This window comes from Pseudomonas sp. S2_A10 (assembly GCF_054668465.1).
Map to the genome: position 1 here is coordinate 3,123,176 of NZ_CP162773.1, position 20,787 is coordinate 3,143,962.

Annotated in this window: 17 protein-coding genes and 1 pseudogene; 13 read left to right on the top strand and 5 right to left on the bottom strand. The window is 60.2% G+C overall.

The window, feature by feature from the left end:
- Window positions 1-83 precede the first annotated feature (83 nt).
- Entirely contained in the window at window positions 84-599 is a 516-nt protein-coding gene (locus AB4N41_RS13985) for an Hcp family type VI secretion system effector (RefSeq protein WP_007949952.1), read from the bottom strand.
- 438 nt (window positions 600-1,037) lie between these two features.
- On the opposite strand from AB4N41_RS13985, the gene AB4N41_RS13990 reads away from it, so the two are divergent.
- From AB4N41_RS13990 to AB4N41_RS14050, 13 genes and pseudogenes are all read left to right on the top strand, one after another.
- Window positions 1,038-2,660 (top strand): methyl-accepting chemotaxis protein, encoded by a 1,623-nt coding sequence (locus tag AB4N41_RS13990; RefSeq protein WP_252877504.1) that lies wholly within the window; start codon window positions 1,038-1,040, stop codon window positions 2,658-2,660.
- A complete protein-coding gene (locus AB4N41_RS13995; protein WP_073476119.1) occupies window positions 2,660-3,196 on the top strand; it encodes a chemotaxis protein CheW in 537 nt (178 codons plus the stop codon). The genes AB4N41_RS13990 and AB4N41_RS13995 overlap by 1 nt, the downstream gene beginning before the upstream one ends.
- Window positions 3,193-4,467 (top strand): CheR family methyltransferase, encoded by a 1,275-nt coding sequence (locus AB4N41_RS14000; RefSeq protein WP_252877505.1) that lies wholly within the window; start codon window positions 3,193-3,195, stop codon window positions 4,465-4,467. The genes AB4N41_RS13995 and AB4N41_RS14000 overlap by 4 nt, the downstream gene beginning before the upstream one ends.
- A complete protein-coding gene (locus AB4N41_RS14005; protein ID WP_252877506.1) occupies window positions 4,464-5,147 on the top strand; it encodes a chemotaxis protein CheW in 684 nt (227 codons plus the stop codon). The genes AB4N41_RS14000 and AB4N41_RS14005 overlap by 4 nt, the downstream gene beginning before the upstream one ends.
- Window positions 5,144-7,399: pseudogene (locus AB4N41_RS14010) on the top strand (response regulator); the annotation flags it as partial. The gene AB4N41_RS14005 and the pseudogene AB4N41_RS14010, both read left to right, overlap by 4 nt.
- 10 nt (window positions 7,400-7,409) lie before the next feature.
- Complete coding sequence (gene cheB, locus AB4N41_RS14015; protein ID WP_095180462.1) at window positions 7,410-8,420, top strand: chemotaxis response regulator protein-glutamate methylesterase; 1,011 nt, start codon at window positions 7,410-7,412, stop codon at window positions 8,418-8,420.
- A gap of 48 nt (window positions 8,421-8,468) precedes the next feature.
- The gene (locus tag AB4N41_RS14020; protein ID WP_041478162.1) at window positions 8,469-9,470 is read left to right on the top strand and encodes a response regulator; all 1,002 of its coding nucleotides are present in this window, start codon (window positions 8,469-8,471) and stop codon (window positions 9,468-9,470) included.
- Between the two features lie 307 nt (window positions 9,471-9,777).
- Window positions 9,778-10,873 (top strand): peptide chain release factor 2 gene (prfB, locus tag AB4N41_RS14025; RefSeq protein WP_099758102.1). Its coding sequence is split into 2 segments (ribosomal slippage): window positions 9,778-9,849 and window positions 9,851-10,873, totalling 1,095 coding nucleotides; the frame shifts between segments, so codons are not numbered across the junction.
- A 79-nt stretch (window positions 10,874-10,952) separates the two neighbouring features.
- Window positions 10,953-12,455: a lysine--tRNA ligase gene (lysS, locus tag AB4N41_RS14030; protein WP_024011743.1), complete on the top strand. Its 1,503-nt coding sequence runs from the start codon at window positions 10,953-10,955 to the stop codon at window positions 12,453-12,455.
- A gap of 105 nt (window positions 12,456-12,560) precedes the next feature.
- Window positions 12,561-13,274 carry a TetR/AcrR family transcriptional regulator gene (locus AB4N41_RS14035; protein ID WP_016771505.1) on the top strand — a complete coding sequence of 238 codons (714 nt, stop codon included), beginning with the start codon at window positions 12,561-12,563 and terminating at the stop codon, window positions 13,272-13,274.
- A gap of 221 nt (window positions 13,275-13,495) precedes the next feature.
- Window positions 13,496-14,746 (top strand): flavohemoglobin expression-modulating QEGLA motif protein, encoded by a 1,251-nt coding sequence (locus AB4N41_RS14040; RefSeq protein WP_166554750.1) that lies wholly within the window; start codon window positions 13,496-13,498, stop codon window positions 14,744-14,746.
- A gap of 152 nt (window positions 14,747-14,898) precedes the next feature.
- Window positions 14,899-15,804 carry an alpha/beta hydrolase gene (locus AB4N41_RS14045; RefSeq protein WP_252868859.1) on the top strand — a complete coding sequence of 302 codons (906 nt, stop codon included), beginning with the start codon at window positions 14,899-14,901 and terminating at the stop codon, window positions 15,802-15,804.
- Window positions 15,801-16,130, top strand: a complete 330-nt coding sequence (locus AB4N41_RS14050; protein ID WP_095180465.1) for a hypothetical protein — start codon at window positions 15,801-15,803, stop codon at window positions 16,128-16,130. The genes AB4N41_RS14045 and AB4N41_RS14050 overlap by 4 nt, the downstream gene beginning before the upstream one ends.
- 239 nt (window positions 16,131-16,369) lie before the next feature.
- Here the strand turns inward: AB4N41_RS14050 and AB4N41_RS14055 are convergent, their stop codons facing one another.
- From AB4N41_RS14055 to AB4N41_RS14070, 4 genes are all read right to left on the bottom strand, one after another.
- Window positions 16,370-18,613, bottom strand: a complete 2,244-nt coding sequence (locus AB4N41_RS14055; protein ID WP_252877508.1) for a metallopeptidase domain-containing protein — start codon at window positions 18,611-18,613, stop codon at window positions 16,370-16,372.
- 199 nt (window positions 18,614-18,812) lie between these two features.
- Window positions 18,813-19,601, bottom strand: coding sequence for an OmpA family protein (locus AB4N41_RS14060; RefSeq protein ID WP_024011746.1), 789 nt, complete (start codon window positions 19,599-19,601; stop codon window positions 18,813-18,815).
- 55 nt (window positions 19,602-19,656) lie between these two features.
- Window positions 19,657-20,061 (bottom strand): DUF4398 domain-containing protein, encoded by a 405-nt coding sequence (locus AB4N41_RS14065; protein WP_024011747.1) that lies wholly within the window; start codon window positions 20,059-20,061, stop codon window positions 19,657-19,659.
- Window positions 20,062-20,439: 378 nt separating this feature from the next.
- Window positions 20,440-20,784, bottom strand: coding sequence for a hypothetical protein (locus AB4N41_RS14070; protein ID WP_016771500.1), 345 nt, complete (start codon window positions 20,782-20,784; stop codon window positions 20,440-20,442).
- Between the last annotated feature and the right edge of the window lie 3 nt (window positions 20,785-20,787).

The window sequence follows — 20,787 nt, forward strand, 5'->3', positions numbered from 1 at the left end:
GGCTCAACGTACGCGAAATTTTGGAGGGGCGTAAACAACATCGACCAGCAGAGCTGGCCGATGCGTGTAACGGTCAGCCGTAATTAAACGACTGGAGCACGCCAGTCATCGGAACCCGAAGTACCGGATACTTCGTGGGTCCAGGTGATTTTGCGGTAGGTGAACTGCACTTCTTCCAGGTGGGTGAAGTGCGCGTTGCCTGGATCCTGGCAGTTGTGCATTTTGTTGTTGATGGCGACGATGATCGCGTCTTCCAGTTTGGTGGTGTAGTAGTGCTCTTGGGTGCCTTGGGCCGAAGTGCGGTACCACTGGATAACGATTTCGCTCATGCGCTCGCCGGAAGTCAGAGCTGCTTGCAGCAGTGGCGAAGCCTTGTCGTAGACCTTGGTGATCACAACTGGCTTGTGTACGCGCTGACCGGTTGGCTGACCGGATTGCGGGTCACGCGGGATGATCACGTCGTGGGTGAAAGCCTGAACCATAACCTGGTCTTCGTGGCCTTCCTGGTAGGTGTTGCCAACGGAGTCGGCGGTGAAAGCGCCGGCAGTGATCAGGCCTTGTTTTTCGCCGGTAACCGACATGTACGCTGGTGTTGCCATGGGGTGCTCTCCTTGCGGATAAAGTTAGGGTGCCCGGAGGCGAAATCGCCCGGTGGGTGGCTGAGAGTTATCAAGGAGCGTGCCAGGTTTTGCGCGGTGCCCGGATGGCCGGGGCGCCACGGTAGTCGGTGATCATTCGGGGCGATTTTCAGCGGGAAAGTCGGGAGAAAGTGCGCAAGAAGTTGCGCAGTACTGCGCAACTTCTTGCGCACTTGGCTGCAGGGCTTGCACTGCTTGGGCTGCAGAGGATTTACCCGCCAAAATATTACAACCTACTGCGCAACTTCTTGCGCAGTTGGGGATTTGCCGGGACCGCGATGTAGCCTTCGCGAGCAGGCTCGCTTCCTCAAGGACAGTACTGCCAGCGAAAGCGTCTTATAAATGAAACACCGCCCTCGGCTATACTCCCCGCATTTCGATCAGGCACGAGGATTCACTGTGAAGAACTGGACGTTGCGCCAACGCATTTTGGCGAGCTTTGCGGTGATTATCGCCATCATGCTGTTGATGGTGGTGCTGTCCTACTCGCGGTTGTTGAAGATCGAGGCCAGTGAAAACAGCGTGCGCGACGATGCCATCCCCGGCGTCTATTACAGCTCGATGATTCGTGGTGCATGGGTCGACAGTTATTTGCAGACGCAAGAGCTGCTCGGCCTCAAGGAAGGCCAGGGCGTTTCCAGCGAAGACGCAGCGGACTACAAGGCATTTGAGGCGCGTCTGCAAGAGCAGATGGCCAACTATCGCAAGACCATGGCCACGGATGAAGACCGTTCCGAATTCGCCCTGTTCGAGAAGTACCACGATACCTACATGCAGATTCAGGATGCCGTGCTGGACCTGCACAAGCGCAATCTGGAAGCCGATGCCATCAAGCTGTTCAACGAGAAACTGACCCCGGCGTGGTACACCGGTCGGATGAAACTCAACGACATCATTGGCGAGAACAAAGTCGTCGCTGATAACGCCATGGCCAACATCGACGACGCGGTGGCAACGGCCAAAGTCAGCATGGTCATTTCCCTGCTGGTCGCGGTGCTGGCCGCCGGCCTCTGTGGTCTGCTGCTGATGCGCGCGATCATGGCGCCGATGAACCGCATCGTGACCATCCTCGACATCATGCGCACCGGCGATCTGAGTTCGCGCCTGAACCTCGATCGCAAGGACGAATTCGGCGCGGTCGAAACCGGCTTCAACGACATGATGGCCGAGCTGACGTCGCTGGTGTCCCAGGCCCAGCGCTCCTCGGTGCAGGTGACCACCTCGGTGACCGAGATCGCCGCCACTTCCAAGCAGCAACAGGCCACCGCCACCGAAACCGCAGCGACCACCACCGAAATCGGCGCAACCTCCCGTGAGATCGCCGCGACTTCGCGGGATCTGGTGCGCACCATGACCGAAGTGTCGACCGCTGCCGATCAGGCCTCGGTGCTCGCCGGCTCCGGCCAGCAAGGCCTGGCGCGCATGGAAGACACCATGCACTCGGTCATGGGCGCGGCGGATCTGGTCAACGCCAAACTGGCGATCCTCAACGAGAAGGCCGGCAACATCAATCAGGTGGTGGTGACCATCGTCAAAGTGGCTGACCAGACCAACCTGCTGTCGCTCAACGCAGCGATCGAAGCCGAGAAGGCCGGCGAGTACGGTCGCGGTTTTGCCGTGGTCGCCACCGAAGTCCGGCGTCTGGCCGATCAGACCGCCGTGGCCACCTACGACATCGAACAGATGGTTCGCGAGATCCAGTCGGCGGTGTCGGCCGGGGTGATGGGCATGGACAAGTTTTCCGAAGAAGTGCGCCGCGGCATGTCGGAAGTGCAGCAGGTCGGCGAGCAGCTGTCGCAGATCATCCATCAGGTGCAGGCGCTGGCGCCGCGCGTGCTGATGGTCAACGAAGGCATGCAGGCCCAGGCCACTGGCGCCGAGCAGATCAACCATGCGCTGGTGCAGTTGGGCGATGCCAGCAGCCAGACCGTCGAATCGCTGCGTCAGGCCAGTTTCGCTATCGACGAACTGAGCCAGGTGGCCGTCGGCCTGCGCAGCGGCGTTTCGCGATTCAAAGTCTGATGAGCGAAATCATCGCCAAGCGTGGCGCCGCGCCAGTGGCGAAGCAGGCGCTGTTTCTGCTGTTTCGCATCGGCAGCGAACGCTATGCCCTGCGCGCCACGGAAGTGGCCGAAGTGCTGCCGCGCCTGCCGCTGAAGCCGATTGCCCGCGCACCGCACTGGGTGGCCGGGGTGTTCGCCTATCGCGGGGCGGTGGTGCCAGTGATCGACCTCAGTGCGCTGACTTTTGGCCAGCCCGCCGAGGCGCGCACCAGCACGCGGCTGGTGCTGGTCAATTATCAGCCGGATCAATCGCAATCAGCACAATGGCTCGGGCTGATTCTCGAGCAGGCCACCGACACGCTGCGCTGTCATCCGCAAGATTTCCAGCCTTACGGCCTCGACAACCGTGAGGCGCCGTACCTCGGCCCGGTGCGCGAAGATGCGCAGGGATTGCTGCAATGGGTGCGGGTCAATGACTTGCTCGATGACGCCGTGCGCAGCTTGCTGTTCCCCGATCCGCCGCGTGATCCGGCGCAGCTTGAGGCGCAGCCATGAGCAGTGAGCAGCGCTTTTTCGATTTCCTCAAGGAACGCATCGGCCTTGATGTCGCGTCGGTGGGCGCGGCGATCATCGAGCGTGCCGTGCGCCAGCGCACGACCCTGTCCCAGGCCGCCCACGCCGACGAATACTGGCAGCTGTTGCAAGGCTCGCGGGACGAGCAGCAGGCGCTGATCGAAGCGGTGATCGTTCCGGAAACGTGGTTTTTCCGTTATCCGGAATCTTTCGCGACGCTGGGCAAACTGGCGCGAGGTCGGCTTAAAGAACTCAATAATATGCGCGCGCTGCGAATTCTGAGCCTGCCGTGCTCGACCGGCGAAGAACCCTACTCGATTGCCATGGCCTTGCTTGATGCCGGATTGCAGCCGCATCAATTCAAGGTCGACGGCATGGACATCAGCCCGTTGTCGGTGGACAAGGCGCGCCGCGCTGTTTACGGCAAGAACTCGTTTCGCGGGCAGGATCTGCAGTTTCGCGATCGGCATTTCATGCCTGAGCAGGACGGCCACCGGGTCAACGAATACGTTCGCGAACAAGTGCGCTGGCAGGTCGGCAATGTGCTCGATCCGACGCTTTTGGCGACCGAGCCTGCCTTCGATTTCGTGTTCTGCCGCAACCTGCTGATCTACTTCGACCAGCCGACGCAAAAGCAGGTGTTCGAAGTGCTCAAGCGCCTGACCCACGTCGACGGCGTGCTGTTTATCGGCCCGGCGGAGGGCAGTCTGCTCGGGCGCTTGGGCATGCGCTCGATCGGCATCCTGCAGTCGTTCGCTTTCAGCCGCCATAGCGAGCCGCACCCCGAACCGCTGCCGACGCCCAAACCGGTCGCCGTGCCGGTCAGCCAACCACTGCGCAGCGCGCCGCCGCCAGCGCCAGTGCGCAATCGGCCGTTCGCTGCCGTGACGGCTTTGCCGGTGACGAAAAAAACTGCCGACCCGGACGCCGCAACACTGCTGGCGCAGATTGCTGCACTGGCCAACGAAGGCAAAAGCGCCGAGGCCCGCGCCGCGTGCGAACACTATCTGTGCAGCCATGAACCCGTGGCGCAGGTGTTCTATTGGCTGGGCCTGCTCAGCGATGTCGCCGGGTTGAGCCTCGAAGCCCAGGGGTATTACCGCAAAGCGTTGTACCTCGAACCGCAACACCCCGAAGCGCTGATGCACCTGGCCGTATTGCTGCAGGCTCAGGGCGATACGGCGGGTGCCCGACGATTGCAGGAGCGCGCCGCCCGCAGCGGGCGCACCGCCGACAGTGAGCGTAAACGATGAGCGCGTCCGACACCTTGAACGTTACCCACGAAGACGCCCGCGCCATCGACGATTGCTGGAACCGCATCGGCATTCATGGCGACAAGTCCTGCCCGTTGCTGGAAGAGCACATTCATTGCCGCAACTGCTCGGTGTATTCCGCCGCCGCCACACGCCTGCTCGACCGTTATTCGTTGCAGCAGAACCAGCGCGAAGCAGTGGTCAGCAAAGTCGAAACCGACGTCAAGACGCGCTCGCTGCTGATGTTCCGCCTCGGCGAGGAATGGCTCGGACTGGCCACGCGCACGCTTGTCGAAGTTGCGCCGTTGCAGGCGATACATTCGCTGCCGCACCAGCGCTCGCGGGCCTTGCTCGGCGTGGCCAATGTCCGTGGCGCACTGGTCGCGTGCCTGTCTCTGGTGGAACTGCTCGACCTCGGCGCCAGCGTTGCGCCGGTCAGCGGCGGGCGAATCATGCCGCGCATGCTGATCATCGCCGCGCACGGCGGGCCGGTGGTGGTGCCGGTAGACGAGGTCGACGGCATTCATGCCATCGACGAACGCATCCTCGATGCCGCGTCGCAGTCCGGTGCGCAGAACAGTGCCAAGTACACCCGTGGCGTTCTGCAATATCGCGGTCGCAGCCTGCGCTGGCTGGATGAAGAACAGCTGTTGTCCGCCGTGACCCGGAGCCTTACATGACCCCCGAGCAAATGCGCGACGCCTCTCTGCTCGAGCTGTTCAGTCTCGAAGCCGAAGCCCAGACCCAAGTGCTCAGCGCCGGGTTGTTGGCGCTGGAGCGCAATCCGACCCAGGCCGATCAGCTGGAGTCGTGCATGCGTGCGGCGCACTCGCTCAAAGGTGCGGCGCGCATTGTTGGCATCGACAGCGGCGTCAGCGTCGCCCACGTCATGGAGGATTGCCTGGTCAGTGCGCAGGAAGGCCGTTTGTTGCTGCGTCCCGAACACATCGACGCGTTGTTGCAGGGCACCGACCTGCTGATGCGCATCGCCACGCCGGCCAATGCGCCGCAACCCACGGACATTGAAGCCTACGTCGCGTTGATGGGGCGTCTGCTCGATCCTTCGGCGCCAGCCGCTGTGGTTGCCACGCCGCCAATGGCCGAGTTGCAGATCGAGCCCGCGCCAACGGCGACAGCGCCGATCATGGACGAGCCCGCCGAACCGACCCCGCGCAAAAACAAACGCACCACCGAAGGCGGCGAGCGCGTTTTGCGCGTCACTGCCGAACGCCTGAACAGCCTGCTCGATCTGTCGAGCAAATCGCTGGTGGAAACCCAGCGTCTCAAGCCGCATCTGGCGACCATGCAGCGTCTCAAGCGCATGCAGAACAATGGCCTGCGCGCACTGGAAAATCTCAATGTGCACCTGAAGGACCACGCACTGAGCCTGGAAGCGCTCGAGTCACTGGAAGATGCGCGGCGCTTGCTCGCCGAGTCGCAGCAATTGCTCAGCGAGAAAAACGCCGAACTCGACGAATTCGCCTGGCAGGCCAGCCAGCGTGCACAAGTGCTCTATGACACCGCGCTGGCCTGTCGCATGCGTCCGTTCGCCGACGTGTTGAGCGGGCAGGCGCGCATGGTTCGCGATCTCGGTCGCAGCCTCGGCAAGCAGGTGCGCCTGGAGATCGAAGGTGAGAAAACCCAGGTCGATCGCGACGTGCTGGAAAAGCTCGAAGCGCCGCTGACTCACTTGCTGCGCAACGCTGTCGATCACGGCATCGAATCCCCGGAACAACGCCTGCTCAAGGGCAAGCCGGAAGAGGGCCTGATTCGCCTGCGCGCCTCCCACCAAGCCGGTTTGCTGGTGTTGGAACTCAGCGATGACGGCGGTGGCGTCGATCTGGAGAAAGTCCGCCGCAGCATCGTCGAACGGCAGTTATCCCCAGCCGAAACCGCAGCGCAATTGAGCGAAGAAGAACTGCTGACCTTCCTGTTTCTGCCGGGCTTCAGCCTGCGCGACAAGGTCACCGAAGTGTCAGGACGCGGGGTCGGCCTCGACGCTGTTCAGCATATGGTCCGCCAATTGCGTGGGGCCGTGGTGCTGGAGCAGACGGCGGGCGAGGGCAGCCGTTTCCATCTGGAGGTGCCGTTGACGCTTTCGGTGGTGCGCAGCCTCGTGGTGGAAGTCGGCGAAGAGGCTTACGCATTCCCCTTGGCGCACATCGAACGCATGTGCGATCTGGCCCCCGAAGACATCGTGCAGGTCGAAGGACGCCAGCATTTCTGGCACGAAGGCCAGCATGTCGGGCTGGTTGCGGCCAGCCAGTTGCTCAATCGCCCGGCCAGTCAGAACGATGGCGCTACCCTGAAAGTCGTGGTGATCCGCGAGCGCGAGGCGATTTATGGGGTGGCTGTCGAGCGCTTCGTGGGTGAGCGCACGCTGGTGGTGTTGCCGCTGGACGAGCGTCTGGGCAAGGTTCAGGATATTTCCGCCGGGGCCTTGCTCGATGATGGTTCGGTGGTGCTGATCGTCGATGTCGAAGACATGCTGCGTTCGGTAGACAAGCTGCTCAACACCGGGCGTCTGGAGCGCATTGCCCGACACGGCAATCAAGCTGCCGAAGTGGCGCGCAAGCGGGTGCTGGTGGTCGACGATTCGCTGACCGTGCGCGAGCTGCAACGCAAACTGCTGCTCAATCGCGGCTATGACGTCGCGGTGGCGGTGGACGGCATGGATGGCTGGAATGCGCTGCGTTCGGAGAACTTCGATCTGCTGATCACCGACATCGACATGCCGCGCATGGACGGCATCGAGCTGGTCACGCTGCTGCGCCGCGACAACCGTTTGCAATCGTTGCCGGTGATGGTCGTGTCGTACAAGGATCGCGAAGAAGACCGCCGCCGTGGACTGGACGCCGGCGCCGACTATTATCTGGCCAAAGCCAGTTTTCATGACGACGCCCTGCTCGATGCAGTGGTCGAGCTCATCGGGGAGCGCGGGCATGAGGATCGCAATCGTCAACGACATGCCCCTGGCGGTGGAGGCCCTGCGCCGAGCGCTGGCGTTCGAGCCGGCGCATCAGGTGATCTGGGTCGCCAGCAACGGCGCCGAGGCGGTGCAACGCTGCGCCGAGTGCACGCCAGACCTGATTCTGATGGACCTGATCATGCCGATCATGGACGGTGTCGAAGCCACGCGGCGGATCATGGCCGAGACCCCATGCGCGATCGTCATCGTCACCGTCGACCGCCAGCAGAACGTGCACCGCGTGTTCGAGGCCATGGGCCACGGCGCGCTGGACGTGGTCGACACGCCGGCCATTGGCGCCGGCAATGCCCAGGAAGCGGCGGCGCCGTTGTTGCGCAAGATCCTCAACATCGGCTGGCTGATCGGCGACAAGGCGCCGCGCTCGCGCCCGGCGCCGAGTTCACCGCGCAGTTCGCCGTCACGTCAGCGGCTGGTGGCGATCGGTTCGTCTGCGGGTGGGCCGGCGGCGCTGGAAGTGTTGCTCAAAGGCCTGCCGAAGGATTTTTCCGCCGCGATCGTGCTGGTGCAGCATGTCGATCAGGTGTTCGCCGCCGGCATGGCCGAATGGCTGGCCAGTGCCAGCGGCCTCGATGTGCGTCTGGCCCGTGAAGGCGAGCCGCCGCAAAGTGGCGCGGTGCTGCTGGCCGGGACCAATCACCATATTCGCCTGTTGAAAAACGGCACGCTGGCCTACACCGCCGAACCGGTCAACGAGATCTATCGCCCCTCGATCGACGTGTTTTTCGAGAGCGTCGCCAGTTACTGGAACGGTGACGCGGTCGGGGTTTTATTGACCGGGATGGGGCGCGATGGCGCGCAAGGGCTTAAGCTCATGCGCCAGCAGGGTTATTTGACCATCGCCCAGGATCAGCACAGCAGTGCGGTGTACGGCATGCCCAAGGCTGCCGCGGCAATCGATGCCGCGGTGGAAATCCGCCCGCTGGAAAAGATAGCGCCACGATTGCTGGAGATTTTCCCCAAATGAACAGGTTGATCCGCAATCCAGGCCCCCGCAGTACTCAGGTGACCGCTCATGAATGATTTACAGATCGACGACATTAAAACCGACGAAAACGCCGCCATGGTGTTGTTGGTGGATGATCAGGCGATGATCGGCGAAGCGGTGCGCCGTGGGCTGTCGAATCAGGAAAACATCGACTTCCACTTCTGCTCCGACCCGCAGCAGGCCATCGCCCAGGCGGTGCGGATCAAGCCGACGGTGATCCTCCAGGACCTGGTGATGCCCGGCCTCGATGGCCTGAGCCTGGTGCGCGAATACCGCAATCATCCGGCGACCAAGGACATCCCGATCATCGTTCTCTCGACCAAGGAAGACCCGCTGATCAAGAGCGCGGCATTCTCCGCTGGCGCCAACGACTATCTGGTGAAACTGCCGGATACCATCGAACTGGTCGCGCGCATTCGTTATCACTCACGTTCCTACATGACATTGCTGCAACGCGACGCCGCGTACCGAGCGTTGCGGGTCAGCCAGCAGCAATTGCTCGACACCAATCTGGTGCTGCAACGGCTGATGAACTCCGATGGCCTGACCGGGCTGTCCAACCGCCGGCACTTCGACGAGTACCTGGAACTGGAGTGGCGCCGTTCGCTACGTGATCAGACGCAGCTGTCATTGCTGATGATCGACGTCGATTACTTCAAGTCGTACAACGACAGTTTTGGCCACGTTGAAGGCGACGAAGCCTTGCGCAAGGTCGCCACGGCGATCCGCGAGGCCAGTGCGCGACCGTCGGACCTGCCGGCGCGTTACGGCGGCGAGGAGTTTGTGCTGGTGCTGCCGAACACTTCGCCGGGCGGCGCGCGGCTGTTGGCCGAGAAACTGCGCCAGACCGTGGCGGCGCTGAAAATTCCGCATAACACGCCGGCCGAGGGCTCCAGTCTGACCATCAGCATTGGTCTGGCGACCATGGTGCCGCAGGCGGGCAGTGATTGCCGGCTGCTGATTTCGGCGGCGGATCGCGGCTTGTATCTGGCCAAGAACAATGGGCGCAATCAGGTCGGGATCGAGTAACGGCCGTTGCCCTCACCCCAGCCCTCTCCCGGAGGGAGAGGGGGCCGACCGAGGTGTCTCGGGCCAGACATCGACCTGAGAGATCGCAGCGATTATGGATCTTCAGGCTTGGCGATCACGGATTCGGTGAAGCCATTCTATTCTGCGTATGTTTCAAATATCCCCCGATCGGTCCCCTCTCCCTCCGGGAGAGGGTTAGGGTGAGGGCAGCAATCTCGGCCCATTCACCGCCAGACGGGCTGCCGCGACAGCCTGTTTACGTTATACTCGCCGGCTTTCAAAAGTTCGCCAACGAGTGCTGCCCGTCATGGAAATCAACCCGATCCTGAACACCATCAAGGACCTGTCCGAGCGCTCCGAAACTATTCGGGGGTATCTTTGACTACGATCAAAAGCATGAGCGTCTGACCGAGGTCAATCGCGAGCTTGAAGATCCGAGTGTCTGGAACAAACCTGAATACGCCCAGGAGCTGGGCCGCGAGCGTGCCGCGCTGGCGCAGATCGTCGACACGCTCGACGAACTGAACGGCGGTCTGGCCGATTGCCGCGACCTGCTGGACATGGCCGTCGAAGAGAACGACGAAGGCGCAGTGGGCGATGTCGTCGCCGAGCTGGCCCGTCTCGAGGAAAATCTGGCCAAGCTGGAATTCCGCCGCATGTTCAGCCATGAAATGGACCCGAACAACGCCTACCTGGACATCCAGGCCGGTTCCGGCGGTACCGAAGCGCAGGACTGGGCCAACATCCTGTTGCGCATGTACCTGCGCTGGGCTGACAAACGCGGTTTCGACGCAACCATCATGGAACTGTCCGCCGGTGAAGTCGCCGGGATCAAGGGCGCGACCGTGCACATCAAGGGCGAATACGCCTTTGGCTGGCTGCGTACCGAGATCGGCGTGCACCGTCTGGTGCGTAAGAGCCCGTTCGACTCCGGCAACCGTCGCCATACCTCGTTCTCCGCTGTTTTCGTCTCGCCAGAGATCGATGACAAGGTGGAAATCGAAATCAACCCGGCAGACCTGCGGATCGACACCTATCGTTCCTCCGGTGCCGGTGGTCAGCACGTAAACACCACCGACTCGGCCGTACGTATCACCCACGTACCGACCAACACCGTGGTCAGCTGCCAGAACGAGCGTTCCCAGCACGCCAACAAGGACACCGCGATGAAAATGCTGCGGGCCAAGTTGTACGAGCAGGAAATGCAGAAGCGCAATGCGGCCTCGCAGGCGCTGGAAGACACCAAGTCCGATATCGGCTGGGGTCACCAGATTCGCTCTTACGTGCTCGATGCCTCGCGGATCAAGGATCTGCGTACCAACATCGAACGCAGCGATTGCGACAAGGTGCTCGACGGCGACATCGACGAATACCTGGAAGCGAGCCTGAAATCCGGCCTGTAACACCCTCTGTGGGAGCGGGCTCGCCCGCGATCCCCAGCCGAAGGCTGGGGGCAACGAACCTGATGGAATACTTAAAGACATGAGCGACCTACAACTCGACCCGCAAGCCCTGCAACAGGAAGAAAACTCCCTGATCGCCCTGCGCAAGGAAAAGCTTGCTGCCGAGCGCGCCAAGGGCAATGCCTTCCCGAACGACTTCCGCCGCGACAACTACTGCGATGCCTTGCAGAAACAGTACGCGGACAAGACCAAGGAAGAGCTGGCAGAGGCTGCAATCCCGGTCAAGGTTGCCGGTCGCATCATGCTCAACCGTGGCTCGTTCATGGTGATCCAGGACATGACCGGGCGCATTCAGGTCTACGTCAACCGCAAGACGCTGTCCGAAGAAACCCTGGCCGCGGTGAAAACCTGGGACATGGGCGACATCATTGCCGCCGAAGGCACCCTGGCGCGTTCCGGCAAAGGCGACCTGTACGTTGAAATGACCAACGTGCGCCTGCTGACCAAGTCGCTGCGCCCGCTGCCGGACAAGCACCACGGCCTGACCGACACCGAACAGCGCTACCGCCAGCGCTACGTCGACCTGATCGTCAACGAAGACGTGCGCCAGACCTTCCGCGTGCGTTCGCAAGTGATCGCGCACATCCGCAGCTTCCTGATGAAGCGCGACTTCCTCGAAGTCGAAACGCCGATGCTGCAGACCATTCCCGGCGGCGCTGCGGCCAAGCCGTTCGAAACCCACCACAATGCGCTGGACATGGAAATGTTCCTGCGTATCGCACCAGAGCTGTATCTGAAGCGTCTGGTGGTTGGCGGTTTTGAAAAGGTCTTCGAGATCAACCGCAACTTCCGTAACGAAGGCGTTTCGACTCGTCACAACCCTGAATTCACCATGTTGGAGTTCTATCAGGCGTACGCCGATTACGAAGACAACATGGACCTCACCGAAGAACTGTTCCGCGAGCTGGCGCAGCTGGTGCTGGGCAGCACCGACGTGCCGTACGGCGACAAAGTGTTCCACTTCGGCGAGCCGTTCGTGCGTCTGTCGGTGTTCGACTCGATCCTCAAGTACAACCCTGAGCTGACTGCCGATGATCTGAACGACATCGACAAGGCTCGCGCCATCGCCAAGAAGGCCGGCGCCAAGGTGCTGGGCTTCGAAGGTCTGGGCAAATTGCAGGTGATGATTTTCGAAGAGCTGGTCGAGCACAAGTTGGAGCAGCCGCACTTCATCACTCAGTACCCGTTCGAAGTGTCGCCGCTGGCCCGTCGTAACGACGAGAACCCGAACGTCACCGACCGCTTCGAGCTGTTCATCGGTGGTCGTGAAATCGCCAACGCCTACTCCGAGTTGAACGACGCGGAAGACCAGGCCGAGCGCTTCATGGCGCAGGTGGCCGACAAGGACGCCGGCGACGACGAAGCCATGCACTACGACGCCGACTTCGTCCGTGCGCTGGAGTACGGCATGCCGCCAACCGCCGGTGAAGGTATCGGCATTGATCGTCTGGTGATGTTGCTGACCAACTCGCCGTCGATCCGCGATGTGATCCTGTTCCCGCACATGCGACCGCAAGCGTAAACGTTTCAGTTAAAAAGCCGCCTAAAACAGGCGGCTTTTTATTGCCTGTCTGGTACAAATGTATCAATTGGTTAATTTGGCATTAGTAGAGGAAGTGCTGTCGTGATGGGTGCATTAGCTCAAGAAGGTGCAGCGGGTATCGCCACTGCGGTCGCTGAAAGTGTTCAGTACCAGGGCCGCAAGGCCAGCCGACAGGGCAGTGAGCAGCGTCGCCAGGACATTCTCGACGCCGCGATGCGCATTGTCGTGCGCGACGGCGTGCGTGCCGTGCGCCATCGTGCGGTCGCGGCGGAGGCCGGCGTGCCGCTGTCGGCGACCACGTATTACTTCAAGGACATCGATGACCTGCTCACCGATACCTTCGCCCAATACGTTGAACGCAGCGCGGCGTACATGGCCAAGTTGTGGATCAATAATGAAGGGCTGCTGCGCGAAATGGTGGTCAGCGCCGACGGCAGCCCGGAGTCGCGCTCGCAATTGGCCGATGACATAGCGCGGTTGATGGCCGATTACGTGCATCGGCAACTGATCAACCGTCGCGAACATCTGATGGCCGAGCAGGCGTTCCGCCAGGAAGCGCTGCTCAATCCGCGTCTGGCCATTCTGGTGCGCTCCCATCAGCAGATTCTGTTGCAGGGCACCTGCCAGTTGTTCCAGGTACTGGGCTCGCGCGAACCACAGCAGGATGCCAAGGTGTTGACGGCGATTATCGGCCGGATGGAATATCAGGGCCTGCTCAACGACGCCGAGCCTCTGGCCGAAGAGGACATGCTCGGGATTCTGACGCGGTATATGCACCTGGTGCTGGCGTCGGTCTAGCATTTCACGCTACACCCTGCGGGAGCGAGCCGTTGATGATCGTTCCCTCGCTCCGCGTGGGAATGCATCCTGTGACGCTCTGCGTCACGCAGCAAAAAGGGACGCGGAGCGTCCCGGGCGACATTCCCACGCAGAGCGTGGGAACGATCAAGAGTCTGAGTTTCAGCACGTCACGTTTTCTACAGGAGTTTCGGGTGGACGATTACCAGCAGACGATACGCATGTTGTCCGATCGCATTGTGCTGGCGCAGACGCCGATCCGCGTGCTCGATGCGGTCAAGTGGGACGACAACGTGCGCAAGGGTTTTCTCAAGGCCAAAGGCAAGGAAATGCCGGCGGTGGATCGCGACTACTACCTCAACCGCCCGCTGTCGTTCGATTCGAGCCAGGTCAAACTGGAATTTCAGAACATCGAGCGCGACATCACCCGCCAGCTCGGCCAGTTCAACCCGGTCGGGCAGATCATGCGGCGCATGTGCAAGGAATACCGCATGGTGGTGCGCATGCTCGAAGCGCGTGGCACCGAGGACTTCGGACTGATCTCGCAGGAGCTGTACGGCGCGGCGTCCGATGCCTTCCACGCCGGTGACCCGACATTGGCCGACCTCGGCCTGATGATGTCCGACTACCTGAATAACATCGACGGGCGCGGCGATCTGAAGGACGAACCGAAGATCCTTACCGCCAAAGACGCGGTGCACCTGCTGCAAACCCGACTGAACAAGGTATTCGGTGAGGCCGAAGAAACCATTCGCGTGTTCGAGTCCGACGGCATCGTCGCCGACGCCGCGGCGGGCGCCGACTACATCAAGATCCGCACGGATGCGCTGTTCAACGACCGCGACGTGCGCGCACTGGAAGTCCACGAAGGTCTGGTGCACGTCGGCACTACGCTCAATGGCTTGAACCAGCCGATCTGCACGTTCCTGTCCAAAGGCCCGCCCTCGTCAACGGTGACCCAGGAAGGGCTGGCGATCCTGATGGAAATCATCACCTTCGCTTCTTACCCGAGTCGCCTGCGCAAACTGACCAACCGCACCCGTGCGATTCATATGGTCGAGGAGGGCGCCGACTTTTTGCAGATCTACGAATTCTTCCGCGAGCAAGGTTTCGAGATGGCCGAAAGCTACGGCAACGCCAGCCGGGTTTTCCGTGGCTCGACGCCGACCGGTCTGCCATTCACCAAAGACTTGTCCTATCTCAAGGGCTTCATCATGGTTTACAACTACATTCAGTTGGCCGTGCGCAAGGGCAAGCTCGAGCAGATTCCGCTGTTGTTCTGTGGCAAGACCACACTGGAAGACATGCGAACCTTGCGGCAACTGGTGGATGAAGGGCTGGTGGTGCCGCCGAAATATCTACCGGATCAGTTCCGTGACTTGAATGCGTTGTCGGCGTGGATGTGTTTCTCCAACTTCCTCAACCATTTGAGCCTGGACCGGATTGAGGCGGATTACTCCAATATCCTCTAGACCCAGCACCGAACCCCTTGTGGGAGCGAGCCTGCTCGCGAATGCGATTTCACCTTCAACATTGATGTCGGCTGATACACCGCTTTCGCGAGCAGGCTCGCTCCCACAGGTTTGATTTGTGTTCAGTTCTCTTCTTTGCGAGGTTTCACCGGATGAGAATCCTCGGCATCCTTTGCCTGCTCTTGACCCTCGGCGGTTGCAGTTCGCTGCTGTTCTACCCTGAACCGGGCCAGATCTTCACCCCGGACAAAGCCAAACTCGAATACCGCACTGTCACTCTGAACACCGCTGATGGCTTGAAGCTCAACGCCTGGTGGCTGCCAGCCAAACCTGGTGTTGAGGTCAAAGGCACGGTCCTGCATCTGCACGGCAACGGCGGCAATCTGCCGATGCATCTGGGCGGCAGCTGGTGGTTGCCGAAGAACGGCTATCAGGTGCTGCTGGTCGACTATCGCGGCTACGGTTTGTCCGAAGGCAAGCCGAGCCTGCCGGCGATCTATCAGGACATCGACGCCGCGTTCGCCTGGCTCGACAAAGCGCCCGAGGTCAAAGGCAAACCGCTGGTGCTGCTCGGGCAGAGCCTCGGCGGCGCGATGTCGGTGCATTGGCTGGCGCAGCACCCGGAACGGCAAAAACAACTCAAGGCCCTGGTGCTGGATGGTGTGCCGGCCAGTTATCGCAGTGTCGGCCAATTCGCCCTCAGCACTTCGTGGCTGACCTGGCCGTTGCAGGTGCCGCTGTCGTGGCTGGTGCCGGATGGCGACAGCGCGATCAACTCGATGGCGCAGCTGACCGGCGTGCCCAAGCTGATCTTCCACAGCATCGACGATCCGCTGGTGCCGATGGCCAACGGCATTCGCCTGTATCAAGCGGCGCCGCCGCCGCGCGTGTTGCAGCTGACCCGTGGCGGTCATGTGCAAACCTTCGGCGACCCGGTGTGGCGTCAGGTCATGCTGCGCTATCTCGACGATCCCGAGCACTTCGACGGCCTGCGCCGCCTCGGCGAAATCCCCAACTATCCGCCGCCCCCGAATTCCGAAGATGAGACCCCGCAATGAGTGAAGAACGTAATGCCATCCCGCTGATCATCACCGGTATCTGCAGCATCCTCGGCACCGTCGGGGCGCTGTGGTACTACGGCTACCTGCACTTTGCCAAGCCGGAGGATGCGTTGCTGCTCAGCGAGTTCACCATGCTCAAGACCGTGCCGGGCGAGGACTACAAAGTCTCGCTGACGCCTGCGCCGCAAGTGGCGCAGTGCATTGATGGCGTGCTGGTGTTGTTTGATACCGAGCAGAAAGGGTTGACCGGTGTGTTGATCAATGGCCAGAAAAAGGCTGTGCGCTGCATGGGGGAGGAGACGCCGCAGAAGCTGGAGCAGTGATTCTGCTGGATCACTTTCCCCCTCTCCCATTGGGAGAGGGGACTGACCGAGGTGTATTCCGCCATACATCGACCTGAGAGACCGTGTCGATTATGGATTCAATAAAGCACTTTCAGATCGATGTATCTCTAGAGCATCCCCCAATCGGCTCCCTCTCCCTCGGGGAAGGGTTGGGGTGAGGGGCTACAGTAGGAAACTTAACAAAGAGCCCCTCCATTTGAACGAAGGAGCTTTTACAGCTAAGGGCTGGCTGTCACCGTGATTTTTCGATTGGCACTCCACGGCGAGCGCTTACCGTCAATGCTTTGCCATGCAGTCATGGAAAACGGGCCGACGGGTAAGCTCCAGACACTTTGCACCGACCAGTTGCCGTAAGCATCGGCATCTGTTTCCGCCAGTATGTTGTAAGGGCCGTTAACCTTGGTGACCCGGATATGGGCACCCGGCAGCGCTTTTCCCGAGAGCAGCGGATTTTGGCCGCTTTCACTGCCCTCCACCGGTGTGTCGATAACAGGCGCTGCGGGTGCGTCAGTTACCGTGATTTTTCGATTGGCGCTCCAAGGTGAGCGATGGCCATCGATACTTTGCCATGCAGTCATGGAAAACGGGCCGACGGGTAAAGTCCAGACACTTTGCACCGACCAGTTGCCATAGGCATCGACGTCTGTTTCCGCCAGTACCTCGTAAGGGCCGTAGACCTTGGACACACGGATATGTGCGCCCGGAAGAGCTTTGCCGGAGAGCAGAGGGTTTTGACCACTGTCACTACCCTCTAGTGGGGTTTCTATGACTGGCGCGTCGAGCGTATCAATTACCTTGATTGTTCTATTGGCACTCCACGGCGAGCGCTTACCATCAATGCTTTGCCAGGCTGTCATGGAAAAAGGCCCTGAGGGTAATGTCCAGACACTTCGCACTGACCATTTGCCATAGGCATCAGCGTCTGTTTCCGCCAGTATTTCGTAAGGGCCGTAAACGCGGGTTACGCGAATATGGGCGCCAGGCAATGCTGTGCCTGAAAGCAAAGGGTTGTAACCGGAGTCAGCGTTTTCCACTGGCCTGGAGATAACCGGGGGAGGCACATCCACGATATCAACAACGTTGAATAAACGCTGCTCGGACGGCCCCGAGACTCTGTCGCCAAAGTACTGCCGAAGCACAAGCGCATTGGGGCCTGATGGCCTATCGGTAGGAGGGGTTATTGACCACCTGCCTTGTACATCCGCGATAGCTGTTGCGAAGAAAGTCTCCGGGGTTGCGGCTTCTGCTACCTTGATCGTTGCTCCCGGTCGCGCCGTTCCAGTGATCAAAGGTTTCAGCGTTGTTGTAGCGTTCTGCTCGGGTGTCATGACCAGCGGTGGCACGACTGTCGTTGTGCAATATGGGAGGCCTTGTCCATTTATTGCAATTGCGAGCGATGCACCAGCCTTATCCGTCGCACAGACTTTGATTTTGATTTTTGCCGTCGCGTCTTCCAGCGTCCGTCCTGGCTGCAGGGTAGGATCGTTCGTTGTGGCAGTTTCTGGCGAGGCATCCAATTGCACGTTGCGCACCGTCCCGTTCAGTGACGAGTACCTGATCCAGACGCCGGTCACGCGATTATCGGTGGGAGAAAATTCGTCGAATGGTGTGGGCTGGCGGTACTCAAGCGCTATCAACTGAGGTTCTGTGGGCCGATTGATCATGTAAAGTTGAGGCCCTTCCTTACCCAATACCCCCAGGCGGTACAGACCTGTCTTACTGATCACGGCGGCTTGCGAGTCATCTAGCCAGCCGGAAAACCACCGGTTGATTGCCGGATAGAGTGTTCCGCCACCCGATACCGAGTCTCCAGTATCACCATACCCGATCGGGCTGCACTCTTCAGGAGCCTGAACAACGTCGTTACTCACCGGACATTTGGTATAAGTGCCGCCATGTGGGTATCCCAGATTGTGGCCGAATTCGTGCTTCCATGTATGCGGTGAGCCCGGCATACCTTTAACCCAAATCCAGTTTCCCGGCACCGTAGCGATTGCGCCGCCGCCACAGGGGACCGCCACAAAGAGGAATGGAAAACCTGCGGGATCAATGTTTTGTGCACGGGCCGCTTTGCGTCCTGCGTCGAGACTGCCTGAAGCGGAGCATGTTGCAGGTTTTGGACCGAAATCTGCCTCGATCTGTGTGCCTTCCAGTTTCAGTTTATTGCCGGAGGCAGCGAGGATGTAGGAGCGCAATGAGTTCCAGTGCGTTGAGAAAGTTTGCTCAGCAATTTTTTCGGAGTCCAGGCCCGGTTCGCCTGACCAGTGCCCGACCACCAGCAATACCTTTTGAACGCCTGTGATCGGGCGTTTTATCGAGGGAGTCAGTAGTTCGGGATCGGTGCTGATGACCATGTCATCGGGATCATACAAAGGCTCTGGTGGGATTGCCGCGTTGCTCCAGCTCATCGCTGTATGGAGAAGTGTCGACAAAAATCCGACTGCGATGATTGATCGTTTCATCGGGGAATCCTTGTGAGGATCAGGCTGACAGGTAACAGCCTCTTCCATGTACCGATCCTCGTCCACTGTCATAGTTGACAGTGGACTTCGCTTTCGGAAGACGAAACGGTCATGGGAATTGAGTCAACCGACTTTCACACTTCCACAAAAAAAGCCCCGCCTGATCGCTCAGGGGGGCTTTTGCGTTACCGGGTGGAGCTTAGTTCGAGCTCACCGAAGAACGCGGTGCTACCGGCTGGTTGTCGTTGGAGATGGTCACTTCCACACGACGGTTCATCGCACGGCCCGAAACGCTGCCGTTATCCGCTACCGGGTATTCCTTGCCATAACCCTGAGCGACGATGCGCGAAGGGTCGACGCCCATCTTGATCAGGGCCATCTGCACGGAAGTCGCGCGACGCTCGGACAGCGACTGGTTGTAGCTCGCGGTGCCCGTGCTGTCGGTGTAACCCTCGACGATCACTTTGCGATCCGGGTTTTCCTGGAGGAATTGCGCCAGTTTGTTGATGTTCACCAGGCCGCTGGATTTCAGATCAGCCTTGTTGGTGGCGAACAGCACGTCACCGAAAGTCACCAGCGTACCGCGATCGGTCTGCTTGGCGTTGAGGCTGTCCTGCAGCTGTTTGATCTGCTGGTCACGGGCATCCAGACGAGCCTGGGCGCGTTGCGCGGCGGCGTTTTTCAGGTTGTTTTCAGCGGTGCGCAGAGCGATGGTCTGCTTGGCCACTTCCACGCGCTGGTTGGTCAGGTAAGCCAGTTGGTCAACCTTGGCTGCATCTTCTTTGTCCAGATAAGCCTTGTCGGCCTTGTCCAGGTAATCGCTGGCGTCTTTGGTTTCCAGTGCCGCGACTTTGCTCGCCTGTGGGTTGGCCTGCAGGCCGGCGTAGTTGGTGCGCGCCTGTTCCAGGTTCGGGTTAGGCGGTGTGGAGCAGGCTGCCAGTGCAACGCTTGCGGCCAGAAGAGCGGGAATCATCAGTTGCTTACGCATAATTTTTCGTCCTTTCTATCGGTAAGAGTTTCAGCTTTGCGGTCGGGATGCGCGCTTACTGCACAGTGCGCTGGCTTTCCTGACGCAGTTCCTGAACACCTTTCTGGGAATCCTTCACAGCCTGTTCGGCCTTGGCGGCCTGAGCCTTGCGTTCAGCGACGCGAGCGTCCCATTCAGCCTGTTCGGACAGGCGACGGGCTTCGTCATACTTCTTGTCGTGCATGGCGATTTCAGCTTGTTTCAGCTTGTCCTGAGCCTGCTTCATTTCCACCGCAGCGAATTCGGTACCGCCAGCGCTGACGGCGCTGTTGACGGCCGATTGGGTCACGGCGTACTGCTCGGTCGGTGGGTTACCGGCGCAACCGGCCAGTACGAAGCTGGTGCCGATGGCCAGAGCGGCCAGTTTCAGACCGCGCAGGTGGGAAAACGAGGTTTGGGTTTTCATGGTCTTCAACTCCATTAGGCATCTCCTGAAAATACAACTGAATCCATCCTGGCAGAGGAGGCGAAAGCATCGCTTGTAGACGCGAATTGAAACGCTCGTTCCAGGCGTGGTTACCTGTTCCGACCGGCGGCATTTTTGAAAAGTTCAGAAAAGATGGCCTATCGCCAAAAATTTAATTGACCGTTTGGACAAGGCTCTGGGGCGGGAACTTTGGGGCTTTGGAGCGGTACGCGCGGGTGTATTTTGTCTGTTGATAAACCAATTTGCGAACTGGAATACAGCCTATGTGGGAGCGAGCCTGCTCGCGAATGAGATGTGTCAGTCAGCGCAAATGCTGAATGAAAATCCGCATTCGCGAGCAGGCTCGCTCCCACGGTTTTGATGTGTGTCGAGTCAGTGCTTCTGCTTGTTCTCAGCCGAGGACAGATCATGCAAATGCCGTCGCGACAACGCCAGAAAACGCGGCGTCGGACCGACATCCTCATACAACGGATCACCTTCCTCATCCGTCGCCACCACTGTTGAACCCTTCACATACGGCAGGCTCGCTTCGAACTCCTCAAGCGCGGCGCCGATCAGCTCGCCGAGCAGTTCCTCGGGGTGACGCTTGGGGTACATTTCGGCAATCGCCGCCAGCCTTGCGGCGGCTTCGACGTCCAGATGAATCGTGTAGCCGGTGTCGGTCAGGCGACCTTTGGCGTTTTCTTCCCAATGCTGGGCGAGTTCACGAATTTTCATGAT